Source organism: Arthrobacter sp. K41 (assembly GCF_059089645.1).
The window spans coordinates 642715-656672 of record NZ_JBNHEW010000002.1 but is presented as its reverse complement, the minus strand read 5'-3'; the positions used below and the strand labels follow the sequence as shown (position 1 = coordinate 656672).

6 protein-coding genes and 1 tRNA gene are annotated in these 13958 nt (G+C 66.5%); 5 read left to right on the top strand and 2 right to left on the bottom strand.

Annotated elements, in window-relative coordinates:
• Positions 1 to 172: 172 nt before the first annotated feature.
• The gene (locus AC5RTE_RS07405; protein ID WP_494040735.1) at positions 173 to 4711 is read left to right on the top strand and encodes an ExeM/NucH family extracellular endonuclease; all 4539 of its coding nucleotides are present in this window, start codon (positions 173 to 175) and stop codon (positions 4709 to 4711) included.
• 223 nt (positions 4712 to 4934) lie between these two features.
• Here AC5RTE_RS07405 and AC5RTE_RS07400 read toward each other — a convergent pair whose 3' ends face one another.
• Positions 4935 to 6875: an FAD/NAD(P)-binding protein gene (locus AC5RTE_RS07400; RefSeq protein WP_494040734.1), complete on the bottom strand. Its 1941-nt coding sequence runs from the start codon at positions 6873 to 6875 to the stop codon at positions 4935 to 4937.
• Positions 6876 to 6958: 83 nt separating this feature from the next.
• Between AC5RTE_RS07400 and AC5RTE_RS07395 the strand changes: the two genes are divergently transcribed.
• The 4 genes from AC5RTE_RS07395 (at position 6959) to AC5RTE_RS07380 (ending at position 11517) form a co-directional block, all read left to right on the top strand.
• A complete protein-coding gene (locus AC5RTE_RS07395) occupies positions 6959 to 9196 on the top strand; it encodes a prolyl oligopeptidase family serine peptidase (protein WP_494040733.1) in 2238 nt (745 codons plus the stop codon).
• A gap of 92 nt (positions 9197 to 9288) precedes the next feature.
• Positions 9289 to 9726, top strand: coding sequence for a GNAT family N-acetyltransferase (locus AC5RTE_RS07390; protein WP_494040732.1), 438 nt, complete (start codon positions 9289 to 9291; stop codon positions 9724 to 9726).
• A gap of 97 nt (positions 9727 to 9823) precedes the next feature.
• Positions 9824 to 9911: transfer RNA gene (locus AC5RTE_RS07385), tRNA-Ser, on the top strand.
• Between the two features lie 175 nt (positions 9912 to 10086).
• The gene (locus AC5RTE_RS07380) at positions 10087 to 11517 is read left to right on the top strand and encodes an MFS transporter (protein WP_494040731.1); all 1431 of its coding nucleotides are present in this window, start codon (positions 10087 to 10089) and stop codon (positions 11515 to 11517) included.
• An 82-nt stretch (positions 11518 to 11599) separates the two neighbouring features.
• On the opposite strand, the gene AC5RTE_RS07375 is transcribed toward AC5RTE_RS07380, so the two are convergent.
• Positions 11600 to 13831, bottom strand: a complete 2232-nt coding sequence (locus AC5RTE_RS07375) for a RecQ family ATP-dependent DNA helicase (RefSeq protein WP_494040730.1) — start codon at positions 13829 to 13831, stop codon at positions 11600 to 11602.
• Positions 13832 to 13958: the final 127 nt, after the last annotated feature.

The following is a 13958-nucleotide window of genomic DNA, read 5'->3' as shown; positions in this document are numbered from 1 at the left end:
GGGAACGTACCGTCGAATGCACGCACTAGCAACCTTGCGTTCATTCATCCCTGTTTTGATGTGCCGGATACCACTTGACCAGGAGCAGGATCCGGGCCCTCGTCCATCGGTACAACCTGGACACCTTCCACTGGCTCCCCCATCGGGGAGACCCTTCTGAAAGTAAGAGCAGATGCAGACACCTTGGAAATTGGCGCTGGGTACAGCGCTGTCAGCGGGGCTTATCGCTCCGCTCGCAGCCTTTCCCGCGCTTGCGGACGGCACAGCCGCGGAGGTCTCGCCCGCGGCGGGAACTTCGCCGGTGGTCATCAACGAGGCCTACCTCAGTGGCGGCAGCGCAGGCGCCGCATTCAAGCACAAGTTCGTTGAGCTGTACAACTCATCGGACGCCCCGGTGTCCCTGGACGGCTGGTCCGTTCAGTACCGCTCCGCTGCCGGCACGGCCCCTCTGACCAACGTGGCGACCCTTTCCGGTTCCATCCGGGCCAAGGGGCACTACCTGGTCCAGGGTGCCAGCAACGGCGCCAACGGAGCGGATCTCCCTGCCGCGGACCTGGTCGCCACTGGCCTGAACTTCAGTGGCACAGCGGGCACCATTGTGCTGGCGAAGCAGCGTACAGCCCTTACACTGGCCACAGGTTCGCAGGTGGAACCGGCCGGCGTCGCCGATCTCCTCGGGTACGGCAACTCCAATACTTTCGAAGCACTGGCGGCCAAGGCACCCTCCTCGAACACGGAAGTTAAGAGCCTGAACCGCGCGGCCGGCGCGGACAGCAACAGTAACGCCACGGACTTCAGCCTGAACGCGGCCATCACCCCAACGGGCGCAGGCGGCACTTCAACACCGAACCCGGTTCCCACCCCTGACCCCGCGCCCGCGCCGTCCACCCGGACCATCGCCGAGATCCAGGGCACGGGCACCGCAAGCCCGCTGGCCGGGTCCACCGTGACCACCACGGGCAAGGTCACTGCAGCCTTCCCCACCGGCGGGCTGAACGGCTACTACCTCCAGACCCCGGGAACCGGCGGGGATCTGACGGCGGCCAACCATGCGGCGTCGGACGGCATCTTCGTCTACTCCCCCGCCACCCTAGCGTCGGTCCAGCCCGGAGACCACGTGCAGGTGACCGGCACCGTGGCCGAGTACCACGGCATGACCCAGCTCAACGTCGAAGCCGCTGCCGGGCTCAGCAAGCTCCCAGAAGCGGCCCCGGAGGTCAAGGCCACTGCCTTCACCCTGCCTGCCAGCGAATCCTTCCGCGAATCACTGGAAGGGATGCTCCTGGCACCCCAGGGCCCGGTGAGGGTCACGGACAACTACACGCTGAACCAGTACGGCGAGGTGGGCCTCGCGGGCGGAACAGCTCCGCTGGTCCAGCCCACCGCCGTCGCTCCCTACGGCTCAGCCGGGTACAACGCCGTCGTCGCTGAAAACGCGGAACGCGGCATCAAGCTGGACGACGGCTCCAGCACCAGCTTCCTCAAGGACGCCACCACCAAGGCGCAGGTCCTGCCCTACCTCACCACAACTGACCCGGTCCGCGTGGGATCGCCGGTAACCTTCACCACCAACGTGGTACTCGGCTATGGCAACAACGCCTGGAAGCTCCAGCCGCTGACCCACCTGACGGAAGCCAACAAGGCCACCGTCCAGCCCGCATCGTTCGGCGCCACCCGCACCGAGGCTCCCGCGGCAGTGGGAGGCAACCTGAAAATCGCCTCCTTCAACGTGCTCAATTACTTCCCCACCACGGGCGACACCTTGGCGGGCTGCACCTTCCACGATGACAGGGCGGGCAACCCCATCACTGTCCGTGGAGGCTGTGACGCCCGTGGTGCCGCCAACGCCGAGAACTTCGAGCGGCAGCAGGACAAGATCGTCGCGGCCATCACGAAGGCAGGCGCAGACGTTGTCACGTTGATGGAAATCGAGAACTCAGCACAGTTCGGCAAGAACCGGGATGACGCCCTGGCCAAGCTGGTGGACGCCCTGAACGTCGCAACCCCTGGCGTCTGGGACTACGTCCGTTCGCCTGCCAATGCCCCGCCGCTCAGTGATGAGGACATGATCCGCACGGCCTTCATCTATAAGAAGGCTGTTGCAGAACCGGTGGGTGAATCCAGCATCCACAATGACACCACAGCGTTTGCCAGCGCACGCAAGCCGCTCGCGCAGGTTTTCAAGCCCGTGGGCGGCGGCGCCGGAACCGAATTCATAGCGATCGCCAACCACTTCAAGTCCAAAGGCTCCGCAGCCACTCCGGAGGACACAGACAAGGGCCAGGGCGCATCAAACCTGGCACGTACAGCCCAGGCGAAGTCACTCCTGGAGTTCAGCAAGTCCCTGCAGCAGGCCAAGGGCACGGACAAGGTCTTCCTCATCGGCGACTTCAACGCCTACGCCAAGGAAGACCCCATCAACGTCTTCACCGCCGAGGGTTACGTCAACCAGGACGAAAAGGCGCGCAACGCGGACGGCACCGCCAAGCACTCCTACCTGTTCGGTGGAATGGTCGGGTCCCTTGACCACATCCTCGCTTCCCCTGCAGCGGATGCTGCGGTTACGGGTGCGGACATCTGGAACATCAACTCGGTGGAATCCGTAGCACTGGAGTACAGCCGCTACAACAACAACGTCACTGACTACTACGCCCCGGACCAGTACCGCGCCAGCGACCACGACCCCGTCATTGTGGGGCTGAACCTGCAGTCCGTTCCCGCCACCGTTGACCTGAACTTCCTGGGCATCAACGACTTCCACGGCAGGATCGACACCAACACCGTCCTGTTCGCCGGCACCATTGAAAAGCTCCGGGCAGCAGCAGCTCCCGGCGCAACCGCCTTCCTCTCGGCCGGCGACAACATCGGAGCTTCGCTGTTTGCGTCCTCCGTCGCCAAAGACCAGCCCACCATTGACGTGCTGAACGCCTTGGAACTCCAGGCCTCCGCCGTGGGCAACCACGAGTTCGACGCCGGCTGGGCGGACCTGCAGGACCGCGTCATCGCAGGCGGCAGCAACGCCCGGTTCCCCTACCTGGGCGCCAACGTCTACCGGAAGGGCACCACCGAACCGGTCCTGCCCGAGTTCACCGTCCTGGACATGAACGGCGTCAAGGTGGCGGTCATCGGCACCGTAACCCAGGAAGTTCCCTCCCTAGTGACCCCCGCCGGCATCGCGGACCTCGAGTTCGGCGATCCCGTGGACGCCATCAACCGGGCAGCGGCACGGATCACCGCGGATAACCTCGCCGACATCATCATCGTGGAAAACCACGACGGCGCAGGCTCGGGAACGGTGGAAGGCGCCACGCTGGAAGAGGAAGTGGCGGCCGGCGGACCCTTCGCGAAGCTCGTGACCGAAACTTCCGCGGACGTCGACGCCATTTTCACCGGCCACACGCACAAGGAATACGCCTGGGACGCCCCCGTCCCTGGAGTTGAAGGCAAGACCCGCCCCATCGTCCAGACCGGCAACTACGGCGAAAACGTGGGCCAGATCCAGCTCACCGTGGACACCGCCACCAAGGAGGTAACGGCTTACAAGGCCGGCAACGTCAAGCGCACTACCGATCCCGCCGCGAACCTGATCGCCGCCTACCCGCGCGTGGCCGCCGTCGACGCCATCGTCAAGAAAGCCCTCGCGGATGCCGCCGTGGTGGGGAACCAGCGTGTTGGCGCTGTTACAGCTGACATCACCACCGCCTTCACCACGGACGCCGCAGGTGTCGCCAAACGCGATGACCGCGGCAACGAATCCACCCTGGGCAACCTCGTGGCCGAGTCCCTGCTGGCTTCACTGCAGCCGGCGGAACAGGGCGGGGCGGAGATCGGTGTAGTCAATGCTGGCGGCCTGAGGAATGAGCTTTACTACGCACCGGATGGAACCATCACGTATGCAGAGGCGAACGCCGTGCTGCCGTTCGTGAACAACCTCTGGACCACGTCCCTGACAGGAGCCCAGTTCAAAACGATGCTGGAACAGCAGTGGCAAACAAACGCGGACGGCACGGTCCCCAGCCGCGCCTATATCCAGCTCGGCCTGTCCAGGAACGTGAACTACACCTATGACGCCGCCCGGCCGGCCGGTGACCGCATCACGTCCGTCCGGGTGAACGGGGCCCCGCTCGACCCCGCCCGGTCCTACCGGGTGGGCACGTTCAGCTTCCTGGCCACCGGCGGCGACAACTTCCGGATCTTCACGGAAGGTGCCAACACAAAGGATTCAGGGCTGGTGGACCGGGATGCGTGGATTGGGTACCTGCAGAAGAGCAGCCCCGTGTCGCCCGACTTCGCCCGCCGTTCCGTGGCCGTCACCAACTCCACGCCCGGCGAGGTCAAGCCGGGCGATTCGATCACACTGGCAGTATCCAAGCTGGACCTGACGTCCCTTGGCAGCCCGGCGAACAGGACCTTGTCAGCCGTGTTCACCGACTCCGCCGGGACGGTAACCCAGCTGGGGTCCGTACCAATTCAGGCGGGTGCAGCCAGCGTCAACCTGGCTGTCCCGTCCGGTGCCGCTGCAGGAACAGGGACGCTGGTCCTTACCGCCGCCGAATCCGGCACGGTGGTCACTGTGGGTGTCACGGTGGCGAGTGTTGCCGTTGAACCCGTGTGCGCCCCTCCGGTTAAGCCTGTCCGCCCGGCTGACGTGAAAGGCCAGGCGAACTACGGCCAGGCCATGGCCGCCTACCGGGCTTGCCTGCGCCGCTGACGGCAGCGTGGGGCGGGCCGCCGTCGTAAAGGCACGGCCCAGCCGAACGCTCTCTCACCTAATGCGCGCTTTCCCTCAACGCTCTCTCACCACGGTGAGGGAGCGCTGAGGTGAAGGTGCGACTGGTGAGAGAGCGTCCGCCGTTAAGGCGCAGGAAGTGAAAGAGCGTTGCGTTCTAAGGCGCAGGAAGTGAAAGAGCGTTGGGCCGGGTGCCTTGTCCTGCTCAGGATCCCAGGATGGCGCCGGCGATTTCGTCGGCGTCGCGCAGTGTCCGCTGGCCGCTGCGGTAGTTCGGCGCGCCGGACTGGACCGCTTCGGCGGCGATGGCCGTGCCCCATTGGGCGGACGAGAGCTGGAGCCCCAGCACGTAGAGGCCTTCGGTCACTGACCCGTTCGCTGCCACCGGCCGGTAAGGGTGCGGCTCCACATCCAGGCCGGTGGACTCAACGGGAGCACCCTCCACGGACATCATGAGCCGCGGCCGCACCAGGCCGTCAGCCAGTAGCTGCTCCAGGACCGGCGAATCGTTGGCCGAGACCCTGTTGCCCGGCGCCAGCGCCTCCACCATGGTGCGTGCGGCCACCGGGGCGTCGTTCACCCATGGCGAGGAGGCCGTGAAAACACCGTTCCTGCGGTCTACCCCGAACTTGGGGTCAGGCCCTACAAAGCTGACCACCCCCGCCCTGGCCAGCGCCGCAAGCTGTTCGGAGCGCAGCGCGGGCGGCCCGCTGGCGAGTCCTTCCACAAACGATTCAAACCAGCCCCGCAGGCCGGCAACCCAGGATTCATCGGTGATGCCGCCGTCGGCCACCGCCGTCTTGAGCACGGCGCGCCCGTGGTGGAGGGCACCGATGGCCATCTTCACGGGGTCACCCTCGCCCAGCGCAGAGCGGCGGGCATCATCGAGCAGGTATTCCACCACGGCGGCGTCGTGCTCGGCGCGCGAGGCAAAGGAGCGGCCCGCCAAGGGTGCCGCGAGCCCCGGCAGGTCCAGCCGGTGCCGGGGCCCGACGTGCACGGCCAGCACGCTCTCCACGGCGTCTTCCCAGTTGGCGGCACTGTGGGCGTGCGGACGCAGGGCCTCGTCCAGGGCGGCAAGGAACGCCGCCGGGTCCGGCACCGCGTTCGGCTGCGAGCGCACCAGAGTGGAGTAGTAGGCCCACAGCGCATCGCGGTGCAGTAACGGCCAGAAGTCGTGATCAAACGCAGGGCGGATCCCGGCCGTGTGGAAGCGCTCAAGGGCCGCTTCAGTGAAATAGCGCAGACTGACCGACGCCGGGTAGTAGCCGCTCAAGGCAGCCTTGGCGCGGTAAGGCGTTCCCCGCCGGGAGGCAGCAATGATGTGCGGCTCCTGGCCCGAGGGCTCGTAATGGAGCATCGCGCCGTTATTGATGAACTTTCCGCCGCGGCCCTCCGTCAGCTGGCCCATGGTGTCAAAGAAGTTCAGGCCCATGCCCCGGACCAGGACAGGTTCCCCGGCAGGGATCAGGGACCAGTCCACGTCGGCGGGCACAGCCGGGGGCAGGTACCGCAGGCCCAGCTGATCTGCCGAAGCCTGCAGGTCCCGCTGTTCAGGGTTCAGCCGGGACGGGATGTGACCCAGCGCCAGCACCACGGATCCGGTGCTTAACGTGGTGCCGGTGGCCAGGCGGACATCGAACGATGCGTCGCCCGAGGGGTGCACGGACAGGGCGGACGTTTCGTGGAAGTCGATGGTGACGCCGTCCGGAACGTTGCGTGTCAGCTCCTCCACGGTGCTGCGGAGGTACCGGCCGTAGAGTGCGCGGCTGGGAAATTCATTGGCGGTGAGGACGGAAAGTTCGGCCAGCTCCTCCTCATCAAGATCCGGCAACGGGTCCTCTTGCTGCCGGGCACGCCATTGGTCGAAGGTGGTGCCGGCGACCGGCGGCGCCAGCGAAGGATCTTGCGGGATTACCGTGGGATAAAAGGACTGGGTGTTCATCAGGAACAGCCGTGACTGCCCCGGCTGCCACACGTGGCCCGGACCCGCGGGGTAGGGGTCGATGACGTCGATGTGGAGGCGCACTGGGCCGGCGCCGGAAGCAATCCGTGCGGTGCTCTGGGCGAGCAGGCGTTCCAGGACGCTGGTGCCCCGCGGACCTGCCCCGATGATGGCGGTCCGTATGCTCTGCGTTATTTCCACGGCATCCAGAGTACGGCTGAAAGGTGAGTACGTGCTGCCGCTTGACTTGCTAGCCGCCCGGGGATGTTGTTTGGATGGGGCGCATGACCACCACTGCAGCTGATCCAGCGCCCGCCCCCGGTTCCGGCAACACCCCCGGAGTGCCCTCGGGCACCGCGCCCGAGCCCACCGATGAAAATGTCTGGCTCGAGGAGATATACGGCGAGCAGCAGCTGGCCTGGGTGAAGGAACAGAATTCACGCACGGAAGACCTGCTCGAGGACGCCGAGTACGTGGAGCTCGAGGCCGGCATCCTTGAAGTACTGGATTCCACGGACCGGATTGCGATGGTGGGCAAGCGGGGCGACTGGTACTACAACTTCTGGAAGGACCGGCAGAACCCCAAGGGGCTGTGGCGCCGCACCACCTATGACAGCTACTGCACGGACACACCGGACTGGGACGTCCTGCTGGACCTCGACGCCCTGTCCGCCGCGGAAGGCGAAGAATGGGTCTTCCACGGGGCCACTTTCCTCCGCCCTGTCCCGGGCCAGCCCTACCGGCTGGCGCTGCTGGCGCTGTCCCCGGACGGGGGCGACGCCAACCGCTACCGCGAATTCGACGTTGAAACGCGGACGTTCGTGGACCCAGCCCTGGGCGGCTTTGACCTGCCGACGGCGAAGGGCAACGTCTCGTGGCTGGACGCGGACACGCTGCTGGTCGCCTCCACTGCGGAAGGGCTTCCAAAAACGGCCTCCTCCTACGCCCGCACTGCCGTCACCCTTAAGCGCGGCGTACCACTGGGTGAAGCGCCCCGGCTGTTCGAGGTGCCTGAGAACCACATGATGGCAGTGGTGGCCCACGACTCTACGCCGGGGTTCGAACGGACCTTCGCCGTTGACTACATCGACTTCTACAACCGGAGCAACGCTGTCCTGCAGGACGGTTCCTGGGTGGTGATCGACGTTCCCACCGACATCAACGTCAGCGCCCACCGCGAGTGGCTGCTGTTCCGCCCGCAGCAGGACTGGGCCCTCAACGGCTCCACGTATCCGGCGGGTTCACTCCTCGCCGCACCGTTTGAAGACTACCTGGCCGGTTCGAGGAAGGTTTCGGTGCTGTTCACCCCCGACGCCAGCACGTCATTGCAGTCGTGGAGCTGGACCCGGAACTTCCTGCTGCTTAACCTCCTCAAGGATGTGTCCTCCGAGATCCGCGTCCTGGACCCGTCCCGGCCGACCGGCGCCACGGACGGAGCCTGGGAATCCACTCTCCTTGATGCCTGTCCCCCGCTCCACGATGTCAACGCCTATGCCGTGGACGATGAAGACGAAACAGACGGCGCCGGGGACGACTTCTGGCTGGTAGCCACCGGCTTCACCACCCCCAGCACGCTGATGCGGGGCACATTGGAGCGCGCGGCGTCGGGGACACCCGGCGTGGTGAGCCGGCACCTGACAGTCAAGACGTCGCCGTCGTTCTTTGCCGATGACGACTATGAGGTGCAGCAGCATTTCGCCGTCTCCGACGACGGCACACGGGTGCCGTATTTTCAGGTCGCCTCCCGCGACCTCGCTCTGGACGGGCAAAACCCTACCCAGCTCTCCGGCTACGGCGGCTTCGAAGTTTCCCGTACCCCCGCGTACAGCGGCACGGTGGGCAGGGCGTGGCTGGAACGCCGCACGTCCACGTCCGCCGGCTCCAAGGGGGAGACACCGCACTCCCGTGGCGGGGTTTACGTGGTGGCGAACATCCGCGGCGGCGGCGAGTACGGGCCCGGATGGCACCGTGCGGCACTGCAGGAAAACCGGCACAAGGCGTACCAGGACTTCGCGGCCGTCGCCCGCCACCTCATCTCCCGCGGCGTTACCTCGCCGGAAAGGCTGGGCTGCGTCGGCGGGTCAAACGGCGGGCTGCTGGTGGGCAACATGCTGACGCAGTACCCCGAACTGTTTGGAGCGGTGTCCTGTGGCGTCCCGCTGCTGGACATGCGCCGTTACACCAAGCTGTCCGCCGGCCACTCGTGGATCGCCGAGTACGGGGACCCGGACGTCCCCGAACAGTGGGAGTACATCAGGACGTTCTCCCCGTACCACCTGCTCAGGGATGGGGTGGAATACCCGGAGACGTTCATCTGGACCGCCACCTCCGATGACAGGGTGGGCCCGGTGCAGGCCCGCAAGATGGCTGCCCGGATGCTCGCCATGGGCATCCCGAACGTATGGTTCCACGAAGCCCTGGAGGGCGGACACGCCGGAGCGTCGGACAACCGGCAGGCGGCTGCGCTGCAGGCCCGCAGCCAACATTTCCTGTGGAAGGCGCTGGCCGGAGGGATGCTGTAGCGGTGTCTCTCGTGGTCCGGCGGGCGGTACAGGCAGACGTGGGGCGCCTTGCGGAGGTTCACGCCCGCTGCTGGCAGGAGACGTGCCGGGGCATGCTGTCCGAGCAGTTCCTGGCCGCACAGGGTCCGGAAGTCCGGCTGCCGCTCTGGCGCCATCTCCTGGAGGCAGCCGCGCCTGCGAATGCGTGGGTCGCCTGCGACGACGGCATCGTAGTTGGCTTCGCCGGCACCCGGCATCTGCCGGACAGCGGACCATTGCATGAAGCAGGGCCGCCGTCGTCCGGGGACCTGGAACTGTGGGGACTGTACCTGTTGGCATCGCACCAGGGGCTGGGCCTGGGGCGGCGTCTCCTGGAGGCAGCGTTGGGCAGCAATGCGGCCAGCCTGTGGGTGGCAGCCGGGAACGGGCGCGCGATCAGCTTCTACCGGCACTTCGGATTCCAACCCGACGGCGCCGCGGACGTTATCCCCGACTGGGAAAACCTGCGCGAAATCAGGATGGTGCGGCCGGCACAGGCTCCGCTCCTGTAGCCGGCGGGGGTGTCGCGGCACGCTTGCGGGGTGGTGCGGCCCGTTTTGCACTGCGTGCCAGGTTCTGCGTATCCTTGGTGGGCTAGGAATAGCAATTGGAGACGTGCCAGAGCGGCCGAATGGGCTTCACTGCTAATGAAGTGTGGGGCACAACTCCACCGGGGGTTCAAATCCCCCCGTCTCCGCGTTTGGCCCCGGTCCTGTACCGGGGCCTTTTGCGTACCTAGGGAAGGCTGCTGGCTCCCGACCCTGCTGCCCGGGCCTTTCCTTCCGTCCCGCGCACCTTTTCACCACAGGGCTGTCCGTCCGGGGTACGGACACGTGGGTCCGGCGACGCTGTGCCAGTGGAATGATGAACGGATGGCAGCAAACAATGCGGTGGATGAAGCCGGCAGCACCACGGCATGGAGTCCCCGCCTGGCGCTCCTGGTGGCCGCCACCTTCTTTATGGAGTTCCTCGACGGCACCATCCTCACCACCGCCATTCCCAACATTGCTGCCGACTTCCGGGTACCCGCCGCAGACGTGAACATCACCATGACGGCGTACCTGCTGGCTGTTGCCATGGGCATACCGCTCAGCGGGTGGCTGGCCGAACGGTTTGGCGCCCGCCGGATCTTTTGCCTGGCCATCACGATCTTCACACTTGCTTCCCTGGCGTGTTCTATCAGCCCGGACCTTCCTGCGCTCACCCTCAGCAGGATCGTCCAAGGGGTTGGCGGTGCCATGATGGTTCCGGTGGGAACCCTCCTGGTACTGCGCGGTACGCCCAAGGCGGAGCTGCTCCGCGCCACAGCGTTCCTGGTGTGGCCCGGCCTGCTGGCCCCGGTCCTGGCACCGCTGGTGGGCGGTGCCCTCACCACCTACCTGTCCTGGCACTGGATTTTCCTGGTCAACCTTCCCCTGGGTGTTGCGGCGCTGATTGCCGCCGTGCGGCTTGTGCCGGCGACGGCGGGCGACCAGCGGCGGCGGCTGGACTGGCCGGGGCTTTTCCTCACCACGCTCGGCGTGGGGGCCCTGGTGGTGGGCCTCGAACTGGCGAGCACCCACCCTGATACTCCCTGGGCGGCCGTGAGCGCAGGATCAGGTGCGGTTGCCGTGGTCGGTGCCGTGCTGTGGATGCGGCAGAGCCGCAGTCCGCTTTTCGACCTCGGGGTCTTCAACACCCGCACATTCAGGGCCATGGCTACCGGCGGGTTCGCCTACCGGCTGACCATCAGCTCCGTCCCGTTCCTGCTGCCGCTGATGTTCCAGGCGGGGTTCGGCTGGACACCGCTGCACGCCGGCGCCATGGTGGCGGCCGTTTTCATCGGGAATATCGGCATTAAACCGGCCACCACACCCCTGATCCGACGCTTCGGCTTCAAAGCAATGCTCGTGTTCGCCTCAGTTGCTTCTGCAGGGACCTTCGCCCTGTGTGCCCTGCTCACGCCGGAGACCCCTGAGCCGCTGACCTTCGCCCTGCTCGTCTGCAGCGGCGCCTTCCGCTCCATTGGCTTCTCTGCCTACGCGTCCGTTCAGTACGCGGACATCGCGCCCGCACAGCTCACCTCCGCGAACACCGTCTCCGCCACCCTGGTCCAACTGGCCGCTGCTGCCGGCATCGCTGTGGGAGCCCTGCTGATCCGCCTGTTCGAAGGTCTCGGCACCTTTCCCCACGACGCTGCAGGACCCTTCCGCGGCGCTTTCCTTGCCATGGCAGTGCTGATGCTGGCGAGCACGGCCGACAGCTTGTTGCTGCCTCGCCATGCCGGCGCCGAAGTCAGCCGGCGCAGAGCCCAGCGGGTTTAGCTCTCCTGCTTGCGGGCCCTGCTTCTGGCAGTCCCCGCCGGGCCTGGGCTTTGTGCAGTTGTTCTTGAGCCCCGGCCCGAACTCAGCCTGCCTGCGCGAGGACCAGCGGGAGCACAGGCCCTGCCCCGGCCTGCTGAAGGGCCCGCCCGGCCACCGTCAGCGTCCACCGGCTGTCAGCCAGGTCATCGATCAGCATCACAGGCTTCCCTTGCACTGCGCCCAGCGCTGCTTGCAGTTCAGGACCCACCACAAGGCGGTCCCACACCCCCGCGAGGCGGTACGCGCTGTTGCCGCCACGGCCTCCCGTAGGACCACCGTGCCCCAACTGCATGGCTCCCAGGTAGGGAATGCGCCCGATGTCGGAGATCCCCCGGGCCAGGGAGCCCACCAACTCCGGTTTGCTCCGGGATGGAATGCTGACGATCGCGGCAGGCCGGCCGGCGCCGCTCCATCCGGGATTGCGGGCGTCTCCGGTCCCCCACTCCCGCAGTACCTGCACGCAGGCCTGGAGCATGGCCGGATCCACTGGGCGGTCTTCAGCTCCGGCTGCAAACAGTGAGCGCAAGGCACCACCCCAGCCGAGGTCGGTCAGCCTGGCAAGGACGCGCCCCTCGGCAAGGCCTTCGCCGGGCTTGAGCTTTCCCTTGACCGGCACGCCCAAGCGGTCCATGCCGCTGGGCCACTGGAGCCTGGCTTCGAGGACCCCACCCGCCCTGCTGAGGGTCTGGCCGGCGGCCTCGGTGGCTGTTTCTGCAATGTCCGCCCGGAACCAGCGCCCCGCGCAGTTGTCGCACCGGCCGCAGGGCTGCGCCGTCTCGTCGTCGAGGACAGAGGTGATGTACTCCATCCGGCACCCGGCAGTGTCCTGGTAGATCACCATGGAGTCCTGCTCATCAACGCGTGCTTCAGCAATCCGCCGGTACCGCTCGGCGTCGTAAATCCACGGCTGGCCGGTGGACCGCCAGCCGCCTCCCACCCGTTCCACGGCGCCGTCAACGGACAGGACTTTCAGCAGCAGTTCCAGCGGCGTGCGGCGGAGGTCAACCCGCGCTTCAAGGGCCACCGTGGAGAGCGCGGTGCCGGCTCCTGCCAGCGCCGTCAGGACCGACGCCGCCTTTTCTTCAGAGGGCATGGACGCTGTGGCGAAGTACTGCCAGATGTCGCGGTCCTCCGAACCCGGAAGCAACAGGACATCGGCATTGGCGGCGCCCCGGCCGGCACGGCCCACCTGCTGGTAGTAGGCCACCGGGGAAGACGGCGCCCCCAGATGGACCACAAAGCCCAGGTCGGGTTTGTCGAAGCCCATTCCCAGGGCTGAGGTGGCCACCAGCGCCTTGACCTGGTTGTCCTTGAGCAGCTGTTCGGCGCGTTCCCTGTCCGCGGGATCGGTGCGGCCGGTGTAGGCCAGCACGTCATGCCCGGCTTCGGCGAGGAGCCGGGCGGTGTCCTCCGCCGCAGACACGGTCAGGGTATAGATGATGCCGCTTCCGGGAAGATCAGCCAGATGTGTCAGGAGCCAGCCCAGGCGCTGCCTTGAGTCCGGCAATGACAGGACGCCCATCCGCAGCGAATCCCGCCCCAGGGAACCGCGGATGGTGAGGACCCCGTCCCCGAGCTGCTCCTCAATGTCATGCACCACGCGGGAGTTGGCTGTGGCCGTGGTGGCCAGCACCGGAACAGAATCCGGCAGCTGGGTGATCAGGTCCGCGATCCGCCGGTAATCGGGGCGGAAATCGTGGCCCCAGTCCGAAATGCAGTGTGCCTCGTCGATCACCAGCAGGCCGGTCCGCCGGATAAGTTCGGGCAGCTGGGTTTCCCGGAACGCCGGATTGGTCAGCCGCTCGGGGGAGACCAGCAGCACGTCCACCTGGTCCGCCGCGAGCTGTTCACGGACGGCGTCCCATTCCAGCTGGTTGGCTGAGTTGATGGCAACGGCACGCACCCCTGCCCGGGCAGCGGCAGCCACCTGGTCCCGCATCAGGGCAAGCAGCGGTGAAACGATAAGGGTGGGCCCGGCACCGCGGCGCCGCAGCAGCAGGGAGGCAACAAAGTAGACGGCCGATTTGCCCCAGCCGGTACGCTGGACCACCAAGGCCCGGCGGCCGCCGTCGACCAGTGCTTCGATGGCCTCAAACTGCCCCTCGTGGAAGGCCGCCTCAGGGTGCCCGACGAGTTCACGGAGCACCTCCAGTGCCTGATGATGAGTGGCAGAAGCGGAGGCAGGACCGGCTGGCGAATCTGCGGACGCGGCAGGGAAACCGTCAAGATTTGGGGCTAAGTCAGAAATTGCTGTGGCGTGCTGGTTATCGACCATTGATTCAGTATCCCAGCCGCCCCCGACACCCGGCACCGGCCGCAGCCCTATGTGGAAAATCGGGAGAGACCGCGGCCCGGAAACCGCCGTCACATACCGCGCTCCCAGACCTCTCCTCCACAGCCGC